Raw genomic sequence first — 25,035 nt, forward strand, 5'->3', positions numbered from 1 at the left:
TCGGGGATTGGGCGTGCGCGTCCATCCTCCGCTGCGCGCACGTCAGTGTCGCTCAGGAACAGACGTACCGACCGCCGGCTGTCCGGCGCCTTTCCGACAAGCTGCTGATAACGATGTCTCCAGAATCTGAAATTCGGTCCATGCACAACACCCTGATCCTGTTCGGCGCCACCGGCGATCTTGCCCAGCGCTATCTGTTTCCTTCCCTGTTGCGGTTGTTCGTCGACGGCTTGCTGCCGGAGGATTTCCGTATCCGTGCGCTGGCGTTGTCGCCGCACGACACCGAGGCCTTCCGCGAGGTGCTGCGGCCGCGTCTGACCCAGGCCTTGCCGATCGCCACGCCCGAACAGATCGAAACGCTGCTGCAGCGGGTCGACTACCGCTCGGTGGATCTGCGCGATGCCGAATCGGTGGCCAACGCCGTGCGCGAGCTGTCCAGCCGCCAGTGCGTGAGCTACCTGGCGATTCCGCCGGGCCTGTACATCAGCACCTGTCAGGGTCTGGCCCTGGGTGGTGCGCTGGCAGCCCCGCATCGATTGATGCTGGAAAAGCCGATCGGCCACGATTCGGATAGCGCGCTCGAGATTTTGCAGTCGATCGGCGCGCTGATCGACGAAGACCGCGTGTTCCGCCTCGACCATTACCTGGGCAAGGCGGCGGTACAGAACCTGATCGCGCTGCGCTTCGGCAATACGCTGCTGGAGGCGGTGTGGAACCGCACCTACATCGAGTCGGTGCAGATCCTGGTGGCCGAAAGCGAAGGTGTGGACGGGCGCGATGCCTATTACGCCCGCTCCGGTGCGCTGCGCGACATGGTGCAGAGTCACATCCTGCAGCTGCTGTGTCTGGTGGCGATGGAGCCGCCGGCCTCGCTGGAAGCCGACCGCATCCGCGACGAGAAGGTCAAGGTACTGCGCGCCCTGCGCCCGATGACCGCCGAACACGCCGCCCATGACAGCGTACGCGGCCGCTACACCGCCGGCAGCATCAACGGCCAGCCGGCGCAGGCCTATCACCCGCCGGAAGGCAGCGATGTGGAGACCTTCGTTGCGGTGACCGCGCATATCGACAACTGGCGTTGGGCCGGCGTGCCGTTCCACCTGTGCACCGGCAAGCGCCTGGCCGAGCGCTCCACCCGCATCGTGGTCACGCTCAAGCCGGTGACGCATTGGTTGTTCGAGCGCCCGGACCGTCAGAACGCGGTGCCCAACCGTCTGACCTTCCAGCTGCAGCCGCAGGAAAACATCGAGCTCGGCCTGATGAGCAGCCTCGCCGGCCCGGAATGGGGCGCGATCGAACTGCAGCCGCTGGAACTGGAATTGTCGGTCCCCACCGGCCTGCACCGCCGCATCGCGTACGAGCGCCTGTTCGTGGATGCCTTCAACGGCAACCCGGCGCTGTTCGTGCGCGACGATGAGGTCAAGGCCGCCTGGTCGTGGATCGACAGCGTCAGCGATGCCTGGAAAGACGCGCAGTTGCCGCTTCAGACCTACCCGGCCGGCAGTTGGGGACCAGATAGCGCTGCGCCCTTCCTGCCCCCGGCCACCGACGCACAGGGACACACCGCATGACCGCTCCTTCCAAGCCGGTGCTGGTTGCCGATATCGGCGGAACCAATGCGCGCTTCGCGCTGGCCGACGTCGACGCCTCGGTACCGCTGCTGGATGACACCTCGCGCGAATTTGCGGTGGTTGATTTCGGTTCGCTCGGCGAAGCCGCACGGTATTACCTCGACCAGATCGGCGTGCAGGCTACCCAGGGCGTGTTCGCCGTGGCTGGCCGCGTGGATGGCGACGAGGCGCGCATCACCAACCACCCGTGGGTGATCTCGCGCTCGCGCACTGCGGCCATGCTGGGCTTCAGCACCCTGCACCTGATCAACGACTTTGCCGCGCAGGCCATGGCGATCAGCCTGCTGCGTCCGCAGGACGTGGTGCAGGTGGGCGGCGCCAGCTGGCGGCCGGCGGCGATCGATCAACCGCGCAATTACGGGGTGATCGGCCCCGGCACCGGCCTGGGTGTGGGCGGCCTGATCGTGCGCAACGGGCGCTGTTTTCCGCTGGAAACCGAAGGCGGCCATGTCAGCTTCCCGCCGGGTACTCCGGAAGAAATCCGCATCCTGGAAATCCTCTCCGAGCAGTTCGGCCGGGTCTCCAACGAGCGCCTGATCTGTGGGCCGGGCCTGGTCAACATCCACCGTGCGCTCAGCGAGATTGCCGGGGTCGACCCGGGCCCGCTGCAGCCCAAGGACATCACCGCGCGTGCGGCTGCGGGCGACCCGCGCTCGTCGCGCACCATCGATCTGTTCTGCGCCATCTTCGGTGCGATCGCTGGCGACATGGTGTTGATGCAGGGCGCCTGGGACGGCGTGTTCCTCACTGGCGGGCTGGTGCCCAAGGTGCTGGATTCGCTGCAGCATTCCGGCTTCCGCCAGCGCTTCGAACACAAGGGACGCTTCTCCGCAATCATGTCGCGGGTACCGTCGCTGGCCGTCATGCATCCGCATGCCGGCCTGCTCGGCGCCGCCGCGTATGCGGTGGATGCGCAGCGTCAGCATCCAGGAGAGCAGCGATGAGCCTGCAGGACAATCCGCGCATCACCTTGGTGCGCTACGAAGACCCGGCCGAATGGACCGAGGCGGTGGCCAGCGAGATGGCCGATCTGCTGGAACAGGAGATTTCGCGCCGCGGTCAGGCGCGCATGCTGCTGTCCGGCGGCACCACGCCGGCGCCGGTGTACGAATCCCTCCCCCACCGTTCGCTGGACTGGTCGCGGGTGGAAGTGGGCCTGGTCGATGAGCGCTGGCTGTCGCCGCAGGATCAGGACAGCAATGCCTGGCTGGTGAATCACAGCTTCCTGAGCCATGCGCCGGCAGCGACCTTCATCCCGCTGGTGCGCCCGGGCAAGCAGTTGCCCGAGTGCGTGCACACCGCGAACCTGCAGGCCACGCATGCCGAACCCGCCTGCCTGGCGGTGCTGGGCATGGGCGGCGACGGGCATACCGCCTCGCTGTTTCCCGGCGCCACCGATCTGCCCAAGGCGCTGGCCAGTCCGCAGCCGTACGCCTCACTGGATGCCACTGGCTGCCCAGGCTCCAATCAGTGGCCGCTGCGCATCACGCTGACGCCGGCCGGGCTCGCTGCGATCCCGACCCGCCTGCTGTTGCTGCGCGGAAAGCAGAAGCTCGACGTGCTGCAGGCCGCATTGGCGGGTGACGATGTCAGCGAATATCCGATCCGGGTGGCGTTGCAGCAGTCGGGTCCGCGTTTACGGGTGCATTGGTGTGCTTGAGTGCGAATCGTTAATGCGAGTCCCTCGCAACAGCCCGCACATCAGTGTGCGGGGAATTAAAACAGCATTTTCTTCCCCCGTTTCTCATAGCCGGTAGCCAATGAGCCTGCATCCGAATATCCAAGCTGTCACCGACCGTATCCGCAAGCGCAGCGCGCCGTCGCGCGCGGCGTATCTGGCCGGTCTCGATGCCGCCCTGCGTGAGGGGCCGTTCCGTAGCCGTTTGAGCTGCGGCAATCTTGCACATGGGTTTGCCGCGTCCGAGCCGACTGACAAGTCGCGCCTGCGCGGTGCCGCAACGCCCAACCTCGGCATCATCACCGCCTACAACGACATGCTGTCGGCGCATCAGCCGTTCGAGCATTACCCGCAGCTGATACGCGAAACCGCGCGCGCGCTCGGTGCCACCGCACAGGTTGCCGGCGGTGTGCCGGCGATGTGCGACGGCGTGACCCAGGGCCGTGCCGGCATGGAGCTGTCGCTGTTCTCGCGCGACAACATCGCCCAGGCCGCGGCGATCGGCCTCAGCCACGACATGTTCGACAGCGTGGTGTATCTGGGCGTGTGCGACAAGATCGTGCCGGGCTTGCTGATCGGCGCGCTGGCGTTCGGGCATCTGCCGGCGCTGTTCATGCCGGCCGGCCCGATGACGCCGGGCATTCCGAACAAGCAGAAGGCCGAAGTGCGCGAGCGCTATGCGGCCGGCGAAGCCACTCGCGCCGAGTTGCTGGAGGCCGAGTCGTCGTCTTACCACTCGCCCGGCACCTGCACCTTCTACGGCACCGCCAACTCCAACCAGGTGTTGCTCGAAGCAATGGGCGTGCAGTTGCCCGGCGCCTCGTTCGTCAACCCGGAACTGCCGTTGCGCGATGCGCTGACGCGTGAGGGGACCGCGCGTGCGCTGGCGATTTCCGGATTGGGTCAGGACTTCCGCCCGTTCGGCCGCCTGATCGACGAGCGCGCCATCGTCAACGCCGTGGTCGCGCTGATGGCCACCGGCGGTTCGACCAACCACACCATCCACTGGATTGCGGTGGCGCGCGCGGCCGGCATCGTGCTGACCTGGGACGACATGGATCTGATCTCGCAGACCGTGCCGCTGCTGACCCGCGTCTACCCGAACGGCGAAGCCGACGTGAACCGCTTCCAGGCCGCTGGCGGCACGGCATTCGTGTTCCGCGAGCTGATGGACGCCGGGATGATGCACGACGACATCCCCACCGTGGTCGAAGGCGGCATGCGTGCCTACGCCAACGAGCCGCGGCTGCAGGACGGCAAGGTCGTGTACGTGCCCGGCACCGCGACCACCGCCGACGACAGCGTGGCGCGTCCGGTCAGCGCCGCATTCGAATCGCAAGGCGGGCTGCGTCTGTTGCGCGGCAATCTCGGCCGCTCACTGATCAAGCTGTCGGCGGTCAAGCCGCAACACCGCACCATCGAGGCGCCGGCGGTAGTGATCGATACACCGCAGGTACTCAACAAACTGCACGCCGCCGGTGTGCTGCCGCACGATTTTGTGGTGGTGCTGCGCTATCAGGGGCCGCGTGCCAACGGCATGCCGGAACTGCATTCGATGGCACCGCTGCTGGGCCTGCTGCAGAACCAGGGCCGGCGTGTGGCGCTGGTCACCGACGGCCGTTTGTCCGGCGCCTCGGGCAAATTCCCGGCCGCGATCCACATGACCCCGGAAGCCGCACGCGGCGGTCCGATCGGGCGCGTGCGCGAAGGCGACATCGTGCGCCTGGATGGCGAAGCCGGCACGCTGGAAGTGCTGGTCTCGGCCGAAGAATGGGCATCGCGCGAAGTCGCACCGAACACCACGGTGGCCGGCAATGACCTGGGCCGCAACCTGTTCGGCATCAACCGCCAGGTCGTGGGCCCGGCAGACCAGGGCGCGATCTCGATTTCCTGCGGCCCGACCCATCAGGACGGCGCACTGTGGAGCTACGACGCCGAGTACGAACTCGGTGCCGATGCCGCCGCTGCTGCGGCACCACACGAGTCCAAGGACGCCTGATCCCCTTCCCTCTGAGCGACCGCCTGGCGGTCGCCGTCTAACGGAGTTGCAATGACGATTGCCCAGACCCAGAACACCGCCGAACAGCTGCTGCGCGACGCCGGCATCCTGCCGGTGGTCACCGTCGATACGCTGGACCAGGCGCGCCGCGTCGCCGATGCGCTGCTCGAAGGCGGCCTGCCCGCGATCGAGCTGACCCTGCGCACCCCGATCGCGATCGAAGCGCTGGCCATGCTCAAGCGCGAGCTACCCAACATCGTGATCGGCGCCGGCACCGTGCTGAGCGAGCTGCAACTGCGTCAGTCGGTGGATGCCGGTGCGGACTTTCTGGTCACCCCAGGCACCCCCGCGCCGCTGGCACGCCTGCTCGCCGATGCGCCGATTCCGGCCGTGCCTGGCGCGGCCACGCCGACCGAACTGCTGACCCTGATGGGCCTGGGTTTCCGTGTGTGCAAGCTGTTCCCGGCCACCGCCGTGGGTGGCTTGCAGATGCTCAAGGGCCTGGCAGGTCCGCTGTCCGAGCTCAAGTTGTGCCCTACCGGCGGCATCAGCGAGGCCAACGCGGCCGAATTCCTGTCGCAACCGAACGTGGTGTGCATCGGCGGCTCGTGGATGGTGCCCAAAGACTGGCTGGCCCAGGGTCAGTGGGACAAGGTCAAGGAAAGCTCGGCCAAGGCGGCGGCGATCGTTCGACAGGTGCGTGCGGGCTGATTTCTGGGCGCCGCATCCAGCGACTTGTAAGGCCGGGCTTCTGCGTGAAGAAAGCTGGTTGCTCGATTAAAGCCTGATTGGCTGGCGCCTTGATCTTTGCGTGGGAGCGGCCCGCGGGCGCCGGGGCAGGACACGCCGTGAACCCATCCATGGGGGCTCTTACACGACATCCATGTCGTGTAAGGTCCTGCCCCGGCACCCGCGGACCGCTCTTCAAATGTTCCTGTGTTGGCGGAACGGGGAGCGGCGATTCCTGTCGGGCACATCCCCGCCAAGCTTTGAAAAATTGCCTTACCTGATCAAGATCATGATGGCGACTCGCCGAGGCGGCAGCGTGGCTGGGGATTGGCGGAGAGCGGCACAAGGATGTGCCGCGGCGGCGAGTCAGACAGGATGTCTGACCGAGCCGAGGAGCCGATCCCCGGCCGCGCTGCCGCCCCTCACCGAAGCCAGTAACCAACAGCCGCGCACTTGGCAGTGCCCGGAAAACCGTATCCTCACCCCAACCCCTCTCCCGACGGGAGAGGGGCTTCGGGCGGCTCATGACATTCAAGACTCTAGCGCTACGTAGCGGTGCCGTTTTCGGCGCACCACGACACGCCAGCAGATACCTGATCTGCTGCTGTCATCGAAAATCGCGCAGGTCACGGAAAACAGGAAGGAATTCGCTTGCCTTAACTAAGGCGTTGCAGTGACTCGCCGAGGCGGCAGCGTGGCCGGGGATTGGCGGAGAGCGGCACAGGGATGTGCCGCGGCGGCGAGTCAGACAGGATGTCTGACCGAGCCGAAGAGCCAGTCCCCGGCCGCGCTGCCGCCACTCACCGACGCCAGTAACCAACAGCCGCGCACTTGGCAGTACCCGGAGAAACCGTACCCTCACCCCAACCCCTCTCCCGACGGGAGAGGGGCTTTATGTACCTGGCGTTGTTTGAAGACTCCAGCACACTGGTCGATGACTACGCCATGAAAGACCTCAGCACGATTGACTGCTCATGACTCCAAAGCAGCACTCGCCTGCGTCGTCTTCGGCATACCACGCGCACGTCGTACCAGCGCTGCTGCTCCGTTGCTCATGTCATCGAGAATCGCGTAGATCGTCGGCAGGAACAGCAGGCTCACTACCGTCGAAAACGCCAACCCTCCCGCGATCGCGCGGGCCATCGGGAAGTACGGTGGGCCGTCGCTGAACATCGTGGTGCTGGTCAGCGAGATCGGTACCATCGCCAGGATCGCTGTGCCCATCGTCATCATGATAGGCCGCAAGCGCTCGCGTGAGCCTTCGATCAACGCCTGCGTGCGGCCCATGCCGCGGCGGCGCAGATTGTTGATGTGTTCGATCATCACGATGCCGTTGTTCACCACCACCCCCATCAGCACCAGAATGCCGATGAAGGACATGATGCCGAACGAGGTACCGGTGATCCAGAACAGCCAGAACACCCCGAAGATCGAAAACAGCACGCCACTCATGATCGCTGCAGGAAACAGCAGCGACTCGAACACTGCTGCCATCACCACGTAGATCATCACCAGCGCGATCACCAGATTGAACACCATCTGGCCCATCGCTTCGCCGTCGTTCTGATAATCGCCGCCGTCGAAGGTATAGCTGTAACCGGCCGGGAAGCTCATCGCCTTGAGCGGTTTTTCCATCGCCGCGCGTGCCTCGGGCACGGTCACCTTTTCGGCCAGATTGGCCTTGATGGTCAACGTGGTCTGCCGATTGGTGCGGCCGATCTGCGTCGCCGCCGGGCGAATCTGCACGTCCACCAGACTGAGCAACGGCACGCTGCGTCCATCTTTGGTACGCACAGTGAAGCTGGCCAAATCCTCAGGCTTGCTCTGTTCGGCACCGGCAAACCGCACCCATACCGGCACCTCGTTGTCGCCGCGGCGGAACTCGCGTAGCGGCGTCCCACGCAAGGCCAGCCCGACGAAACTCGCCACCTGCTCGGCACTGAAACCGAAGGCCGCCGCACGCTCGCGATCGACGCGGATCGCCAACTCACTGGTGCGGTCGCCGGTGTCCACGTGCACATCGCGCAATTCCTTGCGCTGTGCCAGCAATGGAATCACGTCGTCAGCCAACGCCTGCAATGCCTGGGTCGAATCGCCGACCAACTGCACCTGCACGCCTTGATTGCCGCTGCCGCCATCGCCCTGGTTGCCGATGCTGTAGTCCGCACGCGCCGAGCGCGGCAGGGCCTTGCGGATCTGCTCAAGCAATGCGGGCAGGTCTTTGACCTTGCTCGCGTCAAAGGTCACCGTGGTGCTGCTGCCTTCCACCTCGCTGAACCACGAATACACCTGGGTGATGTGGTACTTGTCGCGATTGGCTTCCAGGAAATTTTCGACCCGCCCGATTTCCTCGCCGAGCTGCTCATGCGTGTACGAGCCTTTCCATTGGTACTGGATGAAGGCCTCGTTGCCGCCATCGCCACCGAACATGTCGACCTTGGTCAGCTTCATCGGCACCAGGCTGATCGCGCTCACCAACACGATGCCGGCCACGCTCCAGCCGCGATGGGCAAGCGTCCATGCCAGCACCTTGGCGTAGCGACGCTGCAGCCGCGCGATCACGCCATGTTCGGAGGTCACCATCGGCGGTGTCTTCATGCGCGCCGACAACATCGGGATCAGGCTGATCGCCACCAACCACGAGGCCAGCAACGACACCGAAATGGTGATCGCGATCTGCGCCATGAAAATGCTGATGTTGTTGGTCTCGCCGAACAGATTGGGCACGAACACGATGCAGTGACACAAGGTGCCGGCGCTGAGTGCGATCGCCACGCTGCGCGTACCCAGCAGCGCCGCCAGCTGCGGTTGGCCCGGCATGCGCTCGCGTTCCTGGTAGATGCTTTCCACCACCACCACCGCGTTGTCCACCAACATGCCGACCGCCAGCAGCAAGCCCATCATCGTAAGGATGTTGAGCGTGACGCCGACGAAGTACATGAAGCCCAGCGTGATCGCAAAGCAGATCGGAATCGCCAGCGTCACCATCAGCGTCGAGGGCCAATGACGCAGGAAGAAGAACAGCACCGTGATCGACAACAACAAGCCCACCGCACCGGCTTCGGCCAGTTCGGCCAGCGATGAGGTCACCGCCTTGCCCTGGTTGTCGATCACCTTGACCTGTACATCGCGCATCGCAGGCTCGGCGCGGATATCTTCGACTTCCTTCAACGCGGCCTTTGACACGTCCACCAGGTTGGCGCTGCGCTCCTTGTAGACATCCAACCCGATCGCCGGGCGTCCATCTAGACGACGCCCATAATTCATCCGCGTCGGCTTGAGCCGCACCTCGGCGATATCGCCCAAACGCAGTCCTTTTGCGTTGAGCACCAAATCGCGCAACTCCTGCAGATCGCGCAGTTCGCCGATCGGCTGCACGCGGATGCGCTGGCCGTTGTCATCGATCTGGCCAGCAGATACCGAGAAATTGAGCTTGCTCAGTCGCTCGCTCAAATCGTTGAGGCTGAGGTCGTGCGCGGTCAGCCGGTCCGGCGCGATGGCGATCTCGACCTCGTTCGGCGGTGCGCCGGAGATCTCCACCTTGGCCACGCCGGGAATCCGTTCGATACGCCGCTTGAACTCGCGGTCGAGCATGTCGTACGCGCCGGTCAAGTCGGTCTGGCTGGCCAGGCGCACCTTGAGTACCGGCTCGTCGCTGCTGGACCACTTGAAGATATGGAAGCGCTGCAGATCCTCCGGAAAATCATCGCGAATGGCATCCAGCCGCTCGCGCGCATCCGATGCAGCGATGGCGATGTCGCGGTCCCAGTCGGAGAACTCGATGAAGATATTCGCGCCATCGGCGGTGGCGGTCGAGCGCATGCGCTTGATGCCGGTCATCGTCGCCAGCGCTTCCTCGGCCGGCCGCACCAGGTTGCGTTCCACCTCGTCCGGGGTGGAACCGGTGTACGGTAATTGCACGAACAGGAACGGTGCGGAGATATCCGGCAATGCTTCCAGCGGCAGCCGGAAGGCGGCGATCAACCCCACCACCACCAGCGACACGAAGCACATGATGGTGGTGACCGGGCGACGGATGCTGAAGGCGGCAACGCTCATAGCGCCTCCAGTCCGTCGGTGTTATCGCGCGCCTGCGCCTGCTGCCGCGCCATGCGCCGGCCGCGCTCCAGGTAGTACGCGTCCGCGCGGCGATCCAGCAAGTCGTACACCACCGGAATCACCAGCAGCGTCAGCAGCGTGGACACCAGCAGGCCGCCGATCACGGTGATCGCCATCGGCGCGCGCACTTCCGCGCCCTCGCCCATCGCCACCGCCAGCGGCAGGAAGCCGAACAGCGTGCACAGCGTGGTCATCACGATCGGCCGCAACCGCGAACGCGCGCCTTCGATCAAGGCCTCGCGCTTGGGCACGCCTTCCTCGCGCAACTGGTTGACCTTGTCGATCAGGATGATCGCATTCTTGGTCACCAGCCCTACCAGCAGGATCAAGCCGATGAATACCACCACCGACACCGGCTTGCCGGTCATCAGCAAGGCCAACACCGCGCCGACCATCGCCAGTGGGATGGTGAACAGGATGACAAACGGATGCAGCAGCGATTCGAACTGCGAGGCCATCACCAGATAGACCAGAAAAATCGCCAGGCCGAACGCGAACAACAGCGACTTCACCGACTGCGCCAACTCTTCGCCCTGCCCGCCGATATGCATGCCCACCCCGGCGGCCAGCGGATTGTTGCGCACCATCGACTCGACCTCGCGCACCGCACCGCCCAGATCCATGTCATGCAGGCTCGCCGAGACGATCGCCACGCGGGTCTGGTCGGCGCGATGGATCTCGCTTGGCCCGGTCGTCGCCAACACCTCGGCCACCGCCGCCAGACGCACCGGTCGGCTGCTGCCCGGGTTGACGATCAGCTGCCGGATCGCCTCCACACTGGCGCGGTCGCTGTGTTGCGCACGCACCAGCACATCGATCTTGCGATCGCGAAAGCTGTAACGCGTGGCCACATCGCCGCGCACCTTCTTGACGATGACATCGGCGATCTGACGCGTGGTCAACCCCAACGCACCGGCGCGTTCCTGATCGAAACGGATCTGGATTTCCGGAAAGCCTTCTTCCACCGTCGATTTGACGTCGGCGTAGTGGCCATTGGCCCGCAGCATCGCCGCCAACTTCTGCCCGGCGCGTTCCAGTTCGCCCAGATCCTGCCCACGCAGCTCCACTTCCAGCGGCGTGGAAAAGCTGAACAACGCCGGACGCGCGAAATCCACCTGCGCACCCGGATGCCCGACCATGCTGCTGCGCAGCCGCTCGGTGGCCACCGCCTCCACTGCCGGGCTGCCGCCGCCGGCCATCACCACGGTGAGCTTGCCGATGTTCTCGCCGCTCTCGGTGGGGTTGGCATCCAGCCGCGTGCCGCTGCCGCTGACGCCATACAACGAGGCGATGCCCGGGTCCTTGTCGTGCGCCAGCTGCAACTCGCGCACCAACGCATCGGTCTGCGCCAGCGGCGTGCCGGAAGGCAGCTTCACGGTCATTTCAAAACGGTCCTGCGCCAGCTGCGGGATCAGGTCCGCGCCCAGCATCGGCACCAGAAACACCGTGCCGATAAACGCAGCCGCCGCCAATCCCAGCACCAGGCCGGGACGCCGCAAGGCAGCCGGCAACATCGCCAGATAACCACGCTCGGCACGCCCATATGGCGCCATCGCCAGGTCGCTGGCCTTGCGCATCACCGGCGACACCACCCGCGCCACGCCGCGCCACAGCTTGACTACCGCCCACGCCGCACCGAAGAACGCATAGCGCACGCTCGCACCCGCGCCACGCCGGCCTGCGGCCACCGGCTTGAGCCAGCCCTGCTCCGGCTGCCACTGCGGATGGCTCGGCTCGTCCGGGAACGCCATCGGCGGCGCGCCCTTGAGCGAACTCAACATCGGAATCAGCGTCATCGACACCACCAGCGAAATCGCGATCGCAATCGCCACCGTCATCGCCTGGTCGCGGAACAGCTGCCCTGCTATGCCTTCGACAAACACCAGCGGCAGAAACACCGCGATCGTGGTCAGCGTGGAGGCCATCACCGCCATGCTCACTTCCCGGGTGCCGGCGATCGCCGCATCCAGCACGCTCAAGCCACGTTCGCGCGCCTTGGCGATGCTTTCCAGCACCACGATCGAATCGTCCACCACCAGGCCGGTCGCCAGCGCCAAGCCGCCCAGCGACATCACGTTGAGGCTCAGTCCCAACTGACCCATGAAGAAGAACGTGGTGATGATCGACACCGGCAACGACAGGCTGATCACAAACGTGCTCCAGCCATCGCGCAGGAACAAGAAGATGATCAGGATCGCCAGCACGCCACCGACCACCGCATCCTTCTTGACGTCGCTGATCGCGTGCTCGATGAAGTGCGACTGGTCCTCGATGGTGGTGATCTCCACATCGCCGGGCACGGTCGCCTTCAACTGCTCCAGGCGCTTGCGCAACGCAGCTGCCGTGGACACGGTATTGGCATCGCCTTCCTTGTAGATCGCCAGTTCCACCGTTTCCTTGCCGCCCAGGCGGATGATCGCCTCGCGTTCCTTGTAACCCTGGCGCACCTCGGCCACATCTTTCAATCGCACCGGCATGCCGCCGGCAATGCTGCTGCTGGCCGACGACGAGGTGCTTTGCACTTCGGCCGCTGCCGCCAATGCCGCCTGCGAGCCGGTGGACGCAGCAATCGCATACATCTGCTGCATCGCCGCCTGCGCCGCGCTACCGCTGCTGCTTTGCGTGGTGACCAGCATGTTGCGAATCTCGTCCAGATCCACGAACTGGTTGACCGTGCGCACCAGATACCGCTGCGAGCCTTCTTCCAGGCGGCCGCCGGAGATGTTGACGTTCTCTTCCTTGAGCCGGGTGATCACGTTGTCGATCGGCAGATTGAGCTGGGCGAGTTTCTGCTGGTCGATATCGACCTGGATCTCGTCTTCCAGCCCGCCGCCGACCTTGACCGCCGCGACGCCGGCCACCGGCTCGAGCTTCTTCTTCAGATCCTCATCGGCATAACGACGCAAGCCGGTGAGCTGGCGGATCGCATCGCTGTCGGAGGCTGGCGCCTGCTTGGGCGACAGCGCCAGCCGCATGATCGGCTCGGTCGAAGGATTGAAGCGCAACAGCACCGGCGGCTTGGTTTCCAGGGGCAGCGACAGGGCTTCCATCTTGTCGCGCACTTCCAGGCCGGCCTGGTCCATGTTGGTGCCCCAGGCGAATTCCAGTACCACATCGCTTTGCCCGGTGCGCGAGATCGACTTGAGCTTGCGCAGGTTCTTGACCACACCGACCGCTTCTTCCACCGGCTCGGTCACCAGCGTCTCGATTTCCGCCGGCGCCGCACCGGTGTACTCGGTGCGCACGGTCAGCGTGGGATAGCTCAGATCCGGCAGCAGATTGACCTTGAGGCTACGCAGCGCGATCAGCCCGAACAGCAGCATGGTCACGGTGATCATCGCGATGGTCACCCGCCGCCGCGTCGCGAAGGCCACCAAACCGCCACCACCTCCGTGCAATGGCGCATGCGGGTCGTGCACGGGTCCGTGCGCGTTGCCGTGATCGCTCATGAGCGCGTCTCATCGCTGCCGGTGTTGTCGCCGGCTGCCGGTGCCGCCGCCACCGGCTTGCGCTCGGGCTGGCCGATGATCTGCACCGCCGTGCCATCGCGCAGCGCGACCTTGCCGGCGGTGACCACCTGGTCGCCCTCTTTCAGGCCTTGCCGCACTTCCAGCCACGGACCTTCGGCATAACCGAGCTTCACCGGCACCCGGCTGGCCTTGCCGTTACGCACCACGAACACCGCCGGTTCGCCATCGTCCAGCAGCGCCAGGCGCGGAATCACCAATGCATCCTTGCGCTGGTCGTAATCGATACGGATGCGCCCGAACATGCCCGGCTGCAGCGCTTCGGCGCCTTGGCCGAACGCACACACCACGCGAAACGTGCCGCTGCCCGAATCCACCACCGGCGCAATGCGATCGACCTTGCCAATGAATTGCTGGCCCGGCAATGCGTCGGCGAGCAAGGTCACCGGCTGGCCGGATTTGAGCGTGGCCAGTTCGCGCTCGGGCACATTGAGCGTGGCTTCCAGCTGCGAGTCGTCGACGATGCGGAAGATCGGCGTGTTGATCTGCACGAAGTTGCCGGTCTTGATCGAACGCGAGGCGATCACCCCGGAAATCGGCGCCTGCACCGTGGTGTAGGACAACTCGAGCGATGCGAGCCGGTACTGCGCGCGGCTGTTTTCGACATCGAACTTGAGCTGATCGACATCGGCGGCACTGACCAATTGCTGGCCGACCAGTTGCGTGGCACGGCGATAGCTGTTTTCCAGCTTGCGCAATTGCGCCTCGCTTTGCGCCACCGCCAGATGCGCGCGGTCCGGGTCCAGCCGTACCAATGCCTGGCCAGCCGACACTTTTTGCCCCTCTTCCACCATCACCGCCAACGCCACGCCGGACGTCTTGGCCACCACCTGTGCTTCGGCACGTGGCTCCAGGGCGGCGGTGCCGGTATAGCTGGCCGCCACCGCACGGCGCGCGGCCTTGGCGATTTCCACCGGCACCGCATCGACGGTTTTCTTTTCCTCGGCGGCCTTGGCCTCGCCGTCTCCGGTCTTGCAACCGCCCAGCAGCAGGCTAGTGGTGATCAACAAAGCGGCGGCGCAGGTTCCGCTGCGGCCGGGCAAGAAAGAGAGTGGCGACATCGTCGTGTCCTAGTGGATGCGTGAACAGGTGTTGTAGGCAAGTAGACCACCCGAACGATCATGTCGCCAATGCGCCAAAGGTCATGGTCTGTTCAAGTTTGCCTATTCACCCCCGGTTTGCGCCGCGCCAAATCGCAGGCATACTCGGACCGGTTCGCCACGCCCCCACGTGCGGACGCTCAATCAGTCTTCCGGATACGAAACCATGCGCCCGCAGCCGCTCGCCGCTTGTCTCGCTCTGGTCGTCTTCCTGCCGTTTGGGGGCGCATCAGCGACACCGTCAATCCCGCCTGCAGTTCCGTCCACGCCTGCGCCCGCCGCGGCGGTGGCAGCACCTGCAGCGCCCACCGGCAATCCGTCGAATGGCCGGCTACTGGCTTATACCTGCCAGGGCTGCCATGGCGTGACCGGCTACAAGAACGCCTACCCCAGTTATCGCGTGCCCAAGATCGGCGGCCAGTCCAGCCAGTACCTCACGCAGGCGCTGACCGAATATCGCCAGGGCAAGCGTAAACACCCGACCATGCAGGCACAGGCGCAGAGCTTTTCCGAGCAGGATATCGCCGATATCTCCGCCTACCTGTCCACCCTCAAATAAGCGCCCACATGACGAACGCCCTGTACGCTCCGCGTCTAGCCATCGCCCTGGTCGCTGCCCTGATGCTGGCGGCCTGCTCCCAATCCCAGGTGGAATCCACCGATCACTCTGCCGGCGATGCCGGCCACGCCAGCGGCGAGCACGGCTCCGGCTCGTCAGCCGGCCTGCCGACCGGCCGCGCTGCCGCCGGCGACAAGCTGGCTCACGCGAAAGGCAAAGCCACCGGCCAGAGCTGCGTGGATTGTCACGGCGCCGATGGCAATGCGCCGATCGACCCCAGCTACCCCAAGCTCGGCGGCCAGTACGGGGACTATCTTGCGCATGCCTTGCAGGCCTACCGCAGCGGTGACCGCCAACACGTGTTGATGACCGCGCAGGCCACCGCGTTGAGCGACCAGGACATCGCCGATCTGGCCGCGTATTTCGGTGCACGGCAGACGCAATTGCGCGATCTGCACGGCGTCAATTGAGTCATGGCGTGCGTGCCGTATCGGGCGCACGCTCCGTCTCATTCCGAATGAAAAACCACTTGCGCGAACCTTAACCGGCCGCTATCATTTCGTTCTCAGCTTCGTGGGGCCATAGCTCAGCTGGGAGAGCGCCTGCATGGCATGCAGGAGGTCGGCGGTTCGATCCCGCCTGGCTCCACCACTCCTGGCATTAGGCCGTCAGGATGACAACTCAGGTTTTGATACGCGTCCCCATCGTCTAGAGGCCTAGGACACCACCCTTTCACGGTGGACACCGGGGTTCGAATCCCCGTGGGGACGCCAATCATCTGAAAGCCTCGGCATTGCCGGGGCTTTTTTTTGCGTGCTTTTTGTTGCGACCACTGCGGGCGAGCAGATGCATTAGTCGAGGCACCCAGCGGCAGATGCATCTAGTAAATTTTTTCTACGAATCACTTCCCAAGCGCTCTCGATGTCGCTATGATTGCCGGCTAGCAACACTGCGGGGCCATAGCTCAGCTGGGAGAGCGCCTGCATGGCATGCAGGAGGTCGGCGGTTCGATCCCGCCTGGCTCCACCAATTCTAGACATAGGCCGTCTGGAATCTACAACCAGGTTTTGATACGCGTCCCCATCGTCTAGAGGCCTAGGACACCACCCTTTCACGGTGGACACCGGGGTTCGAATCCCCGTGGGGACGCCAATCATCTAGAAGCCCCGGCACTGCCGGGGCTTTTTTTGCCTGACGTTTACGTATGCGAACGTCTACGCAAAAAACTGCGTCAGGTCTGCCCATCGTCCAATGCCTTGCGACCTTCGTGAGTCAGATCGATATCGCCGTCTTCGGCTTGTGTCGCGTAGCCGGCACGCACTGCCCAATTAGCTTCTTCGTCGGCGACCGGTGTGGTGTCGTGGATGTCGCGAAGAATGCGCAGTTGCTGCGAAGAGTCAAAATCCATGGAGGCCACCTGCTTGTAAAGAGCCTTCCACGGTACGGACCGGGCGTGATGGCTGCGTGCCTGCATGTCGTTCGACGCGCATCTAGATCATCTCGCGTGCATGCGCTTGCACTGCGCAATGCCATGCCGATCATGTGCCCGCCGTGCGAACAGAACGCACTGCGCTACACCGCAGACATGCGCCACATCGCACGGCTCGACCGCGGGTGCGAAAAAAAGCGCTCGCATGCGACAACATCAGTGTGCGTGGTGAGGCAAATCAGCAGACCCATCACTCCTTTCATCACCAGCAAACCGCCAAAGCAAAAAGCCCCTCCGACTTTCGCCGGAAGGGCTTTCGCTTGTACTACAGTAACTTGGTGCCGAAGGTGGGACTCGAACCCACACGCTTTTAAGGGCGGCGGATTTTGAATCCGCTGCGTCTACCGATTCCGCCACTTCGGCGTGGCCGCGCAGTATAGCGAGTCGCGAGCGAAACGAACAGTGTCAGGACGTGGCTGACGAATTCAGCTGCAAGCGGGGTCTGCAACCCGTGGGCGAACCGGTGTCGATATACTGGCCGACTTACGTGGAGGAGTGGGCAATGTCGGTGTTGCGTGGAATTCGGGTACTCGTGGTCGAAAACGATGACATGAATGCCATGCTGCTCGAGTTGCAGCTCGTCCAGGCTGGCGCCGCCGTGCTGGGCCCTGTTGGAGAAGTCGCCGAAGCGTTGCAGCTGATCAATGCCGACGCGCCCGATATTGCAGTGCTGGATTATCGTCTCGGCAATGGTCAGACCAGCGAGCCGATCGCTCGGCTATTGTCGGAGCTCGGAATTCCGTTCGTGCTGGCCACCGGTGTTGCCAGCGGCAGCATCCCGAGCGGCTTCGAACGCGGCGTGATCCTGACCAAGCCCTATTTGTCCGAAGAACTCGTCGGTGCTCTGTCCAGGGCGCGGCAGCTGAGCGACGCAAACAGCTAAAGCAGCGAACAGCACCACCACACAGCGCAAAGCGAGCGCGGCCGCCGTTCGAAATCCGCAGGTTTCCACCTATGTCGCAGTCTGTGCGTGCCCGCATCTAAATGGTGGGCACCTGCTGCGCTATCAGCCGGTCCAAAGCAGCCGCTACCACCCTGGTTGCCACTAGAATCGTGGATTGAAGGTTTACAGGCGGGCCGCCGGATGGATAGCGCCGTGTTGCCGTTTGCCGGCCTGCTGCCGGAGACGAGCGAAACTGCCGTGTTGTTTCACGCCTCTACGTGCGCTGCCGACACGTTGTTGCGCAACAGTGCGGCGTTGCGCACCACCTTGTCGGTGTGTCTGCACGCGCAGCTTCCGATGCTACTGGTCTGGGGCGAGGCGTCGCACTGCGTCTACAACGATGCCTGCATTGCGTTACTGGGTGAGCGGCATCCGGCGGCATTCGGACAACCGCTTGCAACACCGACCAACGCGCGCACCTCCAACGGCGTGCGTGTCGAAGCGACGCCTGCACCGAATCTGGCGGCATGGTCGTGCAGCCCGGTATTGGATGCCGGCGAACGCGTGGGTACGTTATATGTTGCCGGCACACCAGCCGCCAACATCCGCGCTGCCGGCAGCGACCCCGATCCGCTTGCCGTGTCCACGGCACTCGATCAATCGCCCGCCTTCATGGCAGTGCTGCGCGGACCCGACTACATCATCGAAAGCGTCAATCAACGCTTCCACGAACTGGTTGGCGAGCGGCTGCTGATTGGTCGTCCGTTGGTCGAAGCGATGCCGGAAATCGTCGACCAGGGCTATCTGGGTCTGCTCGATGAAGTGCGTCGCAGTGGCCAGCCCTTCATCGGCGAATCGATGACCGCCTACCTGCAGCGCACGCCCGGCAGTGCGCTGGATGAAACCTTCGTGGATTTTCTCTATCAGCCGATGCGCGATAGCGAAGGCTGCATCGATGCGATTCTGGTGCACGGATTCGACGTCACCCAACCACGCCGCGGCGAGAGTCGCGACAGTTTCCTGTTGATGCTCGAGGACGCGCTGCAGCACGTGTCCGATCCGCGTCAGATCATCGACACCAGCGTGCGTTTGCTCGGCGAACATCTGCAGGCCAATCGCTGTGCGTTCGGTCTAGCGGGTGCGGACGGCAAGACCATGCACGTGATCAGCGACCACGTGCAGGACATGCCGAGCCTGCAAGGCGATTTCCCATTGGAAGTGGCGCAAGGACTGCGCGATGCCTTACTGGAAAATCGCCCCTGGTTCACCACCGATGCCACCGCGCCCGGTGCACCGGACTATGTGGCAGAGCAATATCGCCGCTCCGGCCTGCGCGCATCGCTGGCCATTCCGTTGCACAAACACGGCCGCCTGGTCGCGGCGATCGGCGTGCATCAGCGCGCACCGCGACGCTGGTTGTCGACCGAGATCGAACTGGTCCGCCTGGTCGCGGCACGCTGCTGGGAATCCATGCAACGGGCCAAGACGCAGCAGCAACTGGCTGCCAGCGAAGCACGTCTGCGTCGCCTGGCAGACACGCTGCCGCAGATCATTTTCATTGCCGCAGCGGATGGGCATCCGCACTACTTCAACCAGCGTTGGTACGAGTACACCGGGCTGAATCCCGCAGACAGCGAAGCGGCTGCATGGCAGCAAGCGCATACCGCCGACGGCCTGCAACTGTCCGCGCAGGCGTGGACGCAGGCATTGCGTGGCGAGCGCGCTTACGAGGTCGAATGCGAACTGCGGCGGCACGACGGCCAGACGCGCTGGCATCTAGCGCGTGCGCTGCCGGTGCGCGGTGACGCTGGCAGCATCAGCGAATGGATCGGTACCTATACCGACATCCACGACCGGCGCGCGTTCGAGCAGCAATTGCGCGAAAGTGAGACGCGCTTCCGCGCCTTGTGCGAGACCGTGCCGGCAATGATCTGGATGTCCGACGCGCAAGGCGACTGCGTGTACTGGAATCCGCGCTGGTACGACTTCACCGGGCAGGCCGAAGACCAGGCCATGGATCAGGGCTGGTGGGATGTGATGCATCCCGACGATGCCGCGCGCGTGCGCGACGCGTTCGAACAATCGCTGCAGCAGCGCGGTGAATTTCTGGCCGAATACCGCGTGCGTCGCCATGACGGGCAATACCGCTGGTGCATCGATAACGCCTCGCCGCACTTCGCCAGCGATGGACGTTTTCTGGGCCACATCGGCTCGCTCACCGACATCTCCGAACGCAAGCACATCGAAGACGCCACTGCCTCGGACCGCGCCATCCTGAGTCTGATCACTACCGGCGCACCACTGCAGGTGGTGCTGGACGCCATCGCCTTGAGCGTGGAAGCGCGTGGCGAAATCCCCTTGTATTGCGCGGTGATGGTGCTGGATGAAGTACGAAAAACACTGAGCTTCGGCTCGGCGCCACATTTTCCAATCGAGTACTGCGGGCCGTTCGAAGCATCGCCGATCGGGCTGAGCGGGCCGCCCTGCGCGCGCTCGGCCTATCTTGGCCGGCAAGTGATCTGTGAGGACATCCAGGCAGACCCCAGCTTCAGCGACCATCACGCCGTCTCGTCGGCACTGGGTATCGTGGCTTGTTGCGTGACGCCGATCCTGGACAGCAATGGCCAGGTGCTGGGCACGCTCAACATCTATTACGACCGCACTCACCTGCCCTCGCTGCGCGAACAGGCGATGGCGCGCTCTGCATCGCATCTGGCCGGCATCGTCATCGAACGCACGCGCGTGGATGCCAAGCTCAAGCTGTCTCTGCAAGCAGAAACCACCGCGCGCGGCCAGGCCGAACATGCCAGCCGGGTCAAGGACGAGTTTCTGGCCACGCTCAGCCACGAATTGCGCACGCCGCTCAACGCCATCCTGGGCTGGTCGCGGCTGATGCAGTCGGACATCTTCGAGCCGGCCAATCTGGGCAAGGGCATGGTCATCATCGAGCGCAGCGCGCGTGCGCAAACGCAGATCATCGACGACCTGCTGGACATGAGCGCGATCCTGTCCGGCAAGCTCCGCTTGCAGCCGGAGCATTTCGACATCGCCGGGCTGGCGCGCAGCACAGTGGAATTGATGCAGCCGGCCGCATTCGCACGCGAGATCAGCTTGGAGCTGGATGCGCCCACGCAGGGCGAATTGTGGTTCTTCGGCGATGCCGGGCGCCTGCAGCAGGTGCTGACCAACCTGCTCAGCAACGCGCTCAAGTTCACCGCCCCCGGCGGCACGGTGCGGGTGGCGTTGGACATCGAAGACGAGCGACTGCGGCTATGCGTACAGGATAGCGGCATGGGCATTGCGGCCGACTTCCTGCCGCACGTGTTCGACCGTTTTCGGCAGGCCGATGCAGGCACCACGCGTCGTGTCGGCGGGCTGGGATTGGGCTTGTCGATCTCGCGCCAGCTGGTGGATCTGCATGGCGGCAGTCTGGGCGCCTCCAGCGAAGGCGAAGGCAAGGGATCGACCTTCACCATCGTGCTGCCATTCCAGCACGGCGTCAGCGACCTACGTCCGGCCTCGACAGAAACCAAGCAGGTCGGCCCGTTGCCGGCCGATTGTCATGGACGATTGGAGGGCGTGCGCTTGCTACTGGTCGACGATGACCAGGATTCACGCGAGGCGGTGATGCAATTCCTGATGCACGCGGGCGCACAGGTGCATGCGGCCGGCTCGGTGGACGCCGCCGAACAATGCCTGGCACAAGGGCAATTCGACATACTGGTCAGCGACATTGCGATGCCGGTACGCGATGGCTACGATCTCATTCGCACGGTGCGCTCCGGCTGCGCCGACCTGCCGCAGCATATTCCGGCGATCGCGCTGACCGCCTATGTGCGCGAAGAAGACCGCGACCGCGCCGTCATCGCCGGGTTCGATGCACATATGGGCAAGCCGGTGGAGCCGCCCGGTCTGGTCGATCTGATCGAACGTTTGATGTTGCCGAAGCGCGCGCTACTGGACGAGGTTTGATATCGCTGGGAGCGGCTGACTAAAACGACCTTGTTTACCATCGGACGCGCGCTTTAGACCGACATTGACGATGCTCAACCGCTTCGTGCGCTGCTCGGCTAGTGCGTTACTGAGATAGGTCAAAAGCTAGTAAATCAGAAGCCAGTGAGTCGAGTGCGCGGTGCCCTCACCGCTCGCGGGACACGCCGCAAGTACGTCCATGTAGGCTCAGTAGCGGCATCCATGCCGCCACATGGTCCCGCAAGCGGTAAGGACACCGCACCAGAAAGTTAGTCGGTAGCTGGTTTAAAAATCGCGCCATCTCGCGGGTTGCGTTGGCTTGCTTGTGCAGTTCGCAGCACTAGATGAAAGCTAGCGAGTTGAAACGTCATGCACTTGCTCGCAACCGGAAACACCGACCATCCCGACTGGTCCTTGCCCGCTCACCGTTACGGGACCTTATGCGGCATGGATGCCGCAGAAGAGCCTACATGGACGTACTTGCGGCGTGTCCCGCAATGGTGGGCGGGCAAGGACCCTGCAGCCAAGCTGCAGATCAGCGGCCCTACAACTGATCTATCCGCACAGTTGATCTATCCGCAAGGTACAACGCCCCCAAGACAGCAGCCGGGCAACATCACTCAAGTGCGCTTTGCGCGTGCAAACGCGGCTGCCAGCGCGTTGTCGGCCGGCGGTGCAGTGGTGCGCGGTTTGTTGTTGCCCTGCCCAGGGCCTCGCCCACCACCACCGTCGCGGCGGCCCTGCCCCGGGCCGCCATTGCCGCGTTGATCACGCGACTGGGCCGCAGCATCGGCCGGCGGCGGCGTGTCGGACAGGCGGCAGGTCAGCGCGATGCGCTTGCGCGCCACGTCCACTTCCAACACCTTGACCTTGACGATGTCGCCGGCCTTGACCACATCGCGCGGATCCTTGACGAAGGTGTCCGACAACGCCGAGATATGCACCAACCCATCCTGGTGCACACCGATATCGACGAAGGCACCGAATGCAGCCACGTTGCTGACCACCCCTTCGAGCACCATGCCGGGCTTGAGATGCTTGATGTCCTCGATGCCGTCGGCAAACTGCGCCGCCTTGAACTCGGGGCGCGGATCGCGGCCGGGTTTTTCCAGCTCCTTAAGGATGTCGCGCACGGTCGGTACGCCGAACTGCTCGTCGGTGAACAGCTCCGGCTTCAAGCCGCGCAGAAAGCTGCCGTCGCCCAGCAAGGCCTTGATCGGCTTGCCGGTGCTGCCGACGATGCGCTCCACCACCGGATAGGCTTCCGGATGCACCGCCGACACGTCCAGCGGCTCGTCGCCATCGGCGATGCGCAGGAAACCGGCGCACTGCTCGAAGGTCTTGTCGCCCAGGCGCGGCACTTTGAGCAAGTCCTTGCGGCGCTTGAACGGACCGTTGTCGTCGCGATGGCGCACGATGTTTTCCGCCACCGTGCTCGACAGCCCCGACACCCGCGACAGCAGCGCCGCCGAGGCGGTGTTGACGTACACGCCGACCGCATTGACGCAGTCTTCCACGCGCGCTTCCAACGCCTTGGCCAGACGATATTGATCCACGTCGTGCTGGTACTGGCCCACGCCGATCGCCTTGGGTTCGATCTTGACCAGCTCGGCCAATGGATCCTGCAGGCGCCGCGCGATCGATACCGCACCGCGTATCGAGACATCCAGGTTGGGGAACTCTTTAGCCGCGAATTCGGATGCCGAATACACCGACGCACCGGCTTCGCTGACCACCACCTTCTGCAGCTTGGCCGCGCCGCACAGCGCAATTGCTTCGCCGGCCAGCTTGTCGGTCTCGCGGCTGGCGGTGCCGTTGCCGATCGCGATCAGTTCCACATTGTGCTGCAGGCACAGCTGCTTGATCGTCTGCAGCGACTGATCCCACTGCCGCTTGGGCTCATGCGGATAGATCGTCTCGGTCGCCACCAGCTTGCCGGTGGCATCGACCACGGCGATCTTGCAACCGGTGCGGATGCCCGGATCCAGCCCGAGCACCACGCGTGCGCCGGCCGGCGCGGCCAGCATCAGGTCCTTGAGGTTGTCGCCGAACACCGCGATCGCCTCGGCCTCGGCCTTTTCGCGCGCCTGGTTGAACAGGTCCAGCAGCAGATGCATGTGCAGCTTGGCGCGCCAGGTCAGCCGGCAGGCGTCCAGCAGCCAGCGGTCGGCCGGGCGGCCCTGGTTGGACACGCCGGCGCTGAGTGCCACCCGGCCTTCGGCATACTGGTGGCCGGTCTCGGCGTCGCTGCCCGGGTCCAGATCCAGATACAGAAATTCCTCGCGACGCGCGCGGAACAACGCCAGCAAGCGGTGCGAAGGAATCTTTGCCAACGATTCGACATGGTCGAAGTAATCGCGGTATTTGGCACCGGCCTCTTCCTTGCCCTCGGCCACGCGCGCGCGGATCACGCCGTTGTCGTTCAACCAGCTGCGCAGCTCGCCGACCAGGGCGGCATCTTCGCCCCAGCGCTCCATCAGGATGGCGCGCGCACCTTCCAGCGCCGCCTTGATGTCGGCAACGCCCTTCTCTGCATCGATGAACGGCGCGGCGGCCACTTCCGGCGCCTGGCTCGGGTCAGCCAACAACCCATCGGCCAAAGGCTCCAGGCCGGCTTCGCGCGCGATTTGCGCGCGGGTACGGCGCTTGGGCTTGTACGGCAGATACAGATCTTCCAGCCGCGACTTGGTATCGGCCGCGCCGATCTCGTCACGCAATTCGTCGCTGAGCTTGCCCTGCTCGCCGATGCTGGACAGGATCGCTGCGCGGCGCTCTTCCAGCTCGCGCAGATAGGTCAGCCGCGTTTCCAGATTACGTAGTTGGGTGTCGTCCAGACCGCCGGTGACTTCCTTGCGGTAGCGGGCGATGAACGGAACGCTGGCGCCTTCGTCGAGAAGGGCGATGGCGGCGCGCGCCTGAGCGGGTTGGGCACCGATCTCATCGGCGATGGTGCGAGCGATCTGCTGGGCAAGCTGACTATCGATCATGACGGCGCGGTAAGAACCGCTTCACTGAAAAAAGCATTTTCGCAGTGCTGGCCCGCTGCGGGAACCCGTTGACAGGGCACCCGTAAACCTATGCCGACGCGCTCAGCTGACGCGGCGCGCGTAATGGGTGGCTGCGCGCTCGACCAGAATGCTTTCGTGCAGCGATTCGAGCGCCATCACACGGATCTTGCCGACGTCTTTCAGCGGCACCATGCGCTCAACATAGACCTCCGGGCCGGCATCGGTCATCGCACGCGACTTGCTGAACCCATAAGGCACAACGCCTTTGTCGCCATCTTTGCTGCCACCGACGTACAAAACGATCGACATACCCACACCCTCGTTAACAACTGTGACTACGT

The 25,035-nt window shown here is 64.3% G+C and carries 14 protein-coding genes, 5 tRNA genes and 2 pseudogenes; 14 read left to right on the plus strand and 7 right to left on the minus strand.

The features are described from left to right. Window positions 1-140: 140 nt before the first annotated feature. The 5 genes from zwf (at window position 141) to NMB96_RS18195 (ending at window position 6,019) form a co-directional block, all read left to right on the plus strand. Window positions 141-1,571: a glucose-6-phosphate dehydrogenase gene (gene zwf / locus NMB96_RS18175; RefSeq protein ID WP_043889231.1), complete on the plus strand. Its 1,431-nt coding sequence runs from the start codon at window positions 141-143 to the stop codon at window positions 1,569-1,571. After that, on the plus strand, window positions 1,568-2,575 hold the full coding sequence (gene glk / locus NMB96_RS18180) for a glucokinase (protein WP_023904099.1): 1,008 nt from the start codon (window positions 1,568-1,570) through the stop codon (window positions 2,573-2,575). Before zwf ends, glk begins: the two co-directional genes overlap by 4 nt. After that, window positions 2,572-3,291 carry a 6-phosphogluconolactonase gene (pgl, locus tag NMB96_RS18185; protein ID WP_255085367.1) on the plus strand — a complete coding sequence of 240 codons (720 nt, stop codon included), beginning with the start codon at window positions 2,572-2,574 and terminating at the stop codon, window positions 3,289-3,291. Before glk ends, pgl begins: the two co-directional genes overlap by 4 nt. Window positions 3,292-3,391: 100 nt before the next feature. Beyond that, window positions 3,392-5,308: a phosphogluconate dehydratase gene (edd, locus tag NMB96_RS18190; protein WP_023904101.1), complete on the plus strand. Its 1,917-nt coding sequence runs from the start codon at window positions 3,392-3,394 to the stop codon at window positions 5,306-5,308. A 51-nt stretch (window positions 5,309-5,359) separates the two neighbouring features. After that, complete coding sequence (locus NMB96_RS18195; RefSeq protein ID WP_023904102.1) at window positions 5,360-6,019, plus strand: bifunctional 4-hydroxy-2-oxoglutarate aldolase/2-dehydro-3-deoxy-phosphogluconate aldolase; 660 nt, start codon at window positions 5,360-5,362, stop codon at window positions 6,017-6,019. Window positions 6,020-7,009: 990 nt separating this feature from the next. On the opposite strand, the gene NMB96_RS18200 is transcribed toward NMB96_RS18195, so the two are convergent. From NMB96_RS18200 to NMB96_RS18210, 3 genes are read right to left on the minus strand one after another with little or no spacing between them, the layout of a single operon-like run. Beyond that, complete coding sequence (locus NMB96_RS18200) at window positions 7,010-10,096, minus strand: efflux RND transporter permease subunit (protein ID WP_183086749.1); 3,087 nt, start codon at window positions 10,094-10,096, stop codon at window positions 7,010-7,012. Then, a complete protein-coding gene (locus NMB96_RS18205) occupies window positions 10,093-13,605 on the minus strand; it encodes an efflux RND transporter permease subunit (RefSeq protein WP_183086748.1) in 3,513 nt (1,170 codons plus the stop codon). The genes NMB96_RS18200 and NMB96_RS18205 overlap by 4 nt, the downstream gene beginning before the upstream one ends. After that, complete coding sequence (locus tag NMB96_RS18210; RefSeq protein WP_023904105.1) at window positions 13,602-14,744, minus strand: efflux RND transporter periplasmic adaptor subunit; 1,143 nt, start codon at window positions 14,742-14,744, stop codon at window positions 13,602-13,604. The genes NMB96_RS18205 and NMB96_RS18210 overlap by 4 nt, the downstream gene beginning before the upstream one ends. Before the next feature lie 205 nt (window positions 14,745-14,949). On the opposite strand from NMB96_RS18210, the gene NMB96_RS18215 reads away from it, so the two are divergent. From NMB96_RS18215 to NMB96_RS18240, 6 genes are all read left to right on the plus strand, one after another. Then, window positions 14,950-15,342, plus strand: coding sequence for a c-type cytochrome (locus NMB96_RS18215; RefSeq protein WP_023904106.1), 393 nt, complete (start codon window positions 14,950-14,952; stop codon window positions 15,340-15,342). Window positions 15,343-15,350: 8 nt separating this feature from the next. Next, entirely contained in the window at window positions 15,351-15,812 is a 462-nt protein-coding gene (locus NMB96_RS18220) for a c-type cytochrome (protein WP_006452401.1), read from the plus strand. A gap of 105 nt (window positions 15,813-15,917) precedes the next feature. Continuing rightward, window positions 15,918-15,993 (plus strand) — tRNA-Ala (locus NMB96_RS18225). A 46-nt stretch (window positions 15,994-16,039) separates the two neighbouring features. Then, window positions 16,040-16,115, plus strand: a tRNA-Glu gene (locus NMB96_RS18230). A gap of 180 nt (window positions 16,116-16,295) precedes the next feature. Then, window positions 16,296-16,371 (plus strand) — tRNA-Ala (locus NMB96_RS18235). Window positions 16,372-16,418: 47 nt separating this feature from the next. Beyond that, window positions 16,419-16,494, plus strand: a tRNA-Glu gene (locus tag NMB96_RS18240). Window positions 16,495-16,573: 79 nt separating this feature from the next. On the opposite strand, the gene NMB96_RS18245 is transcribed toward NMB96_RS18240, so the two are convergent. Both NMB96_RS18245 and NMB96_RS18250 read right to left on the minus strand, forming a co-directional pair. Next, complete coding sequence (locus NMB96_RS18245; protein ID WP_043909075.1) at window positions 16,574-16,750, minus strand: hypothetical protein; 177 nt, start codon at window positions 16,748-16,750, stop codon at window positions 16,574-16,576. Window positions 16,751-17,107: 357 nt separating this feature from the next. After that, window positions 17,108-17,194, minus strand: a tRNA-Leu gene (locus tag NMB96_RS18250). Between the two features lie 139 nt (window positions 17,195-17,333). Between NMB96_RS18250 and NMB96_RS18255 the strand changes: the two genes are divergently transcribed. The 3 genes and pseudogenes from NMB96_RS18255 to NMB96_RS18260 all read left to right on the plus strand — a co-directional run. Next, complete coding sequence (locus NMB96_RS18255; protein ID WP_023904110.1) at window positions 17,334-17,714, plus strand: response regulator; 381 nt, start codon at window positions 17,334-17,336, stop codon at window positions 17,712-17,714. A 672-nt stretch (window positions 17,715-18,386) separates the two neighbouring features. Then, window positions 18,387-18,653, plus strand: a pseudogene (locus tag NMB96_RS23450) (hybrid sensor histidine kinase/response regulator); the annotation flags it as partial. 54 nt (window positions 18,654-18,707) lie between these two features. Continuing rightward, window positions 18,708-21,686: pseudogene (locus tag NMB96_RS18260) on the plus strand (PAS domain S-box protein); the annotation flags it as partial. 620 nt (window positions 21,687-22,306) lie between these two features. Here the strand turns inward: NMB96_RS18260 and NMB96_RS18265 are convergent. Together NMB96_RS18265 and NMB96_RS18270 are read right to left on the minus strand one after the other, a co-directional pair. After that, the gene (locus NMB96_RS18265) at window positions 22,307-24,673 is read right to left on the minus strand and encodes a Tex family protein (RefSeq protein WP_023904112.1); all 2,367 of its coding nucleotides are present in this window, start codon (window positions 24,671-24,673) and stop codon (window positions 22,307-22,309) included. Window positions 24,674-24,775: 102 nt separating this feature from the next. Next, window positions 24,776-25,003: a hypothetical protein gene (locus NMB96_RS18270; RefSeq protein WP_006450935.1), complete on the minus strand. Its 228-nt coding sequence runs from the start codon at window positions 25,001-25,003 to the stop codon at window positions 24,776-24,778. Window positions 25,004-25,035 lie beyond the last annotated feature (32 nt).

The sequence above is a fragment of the Xanthomonas hortorum genome (assembly GCF_024339125.1).
GTDB lineage: Bacteria > Pseudomonadota > Gammaproteobacteria > Xanthomonadales > Xanthomonadaceae > Xanthomonas > Xanthomonas hortorum.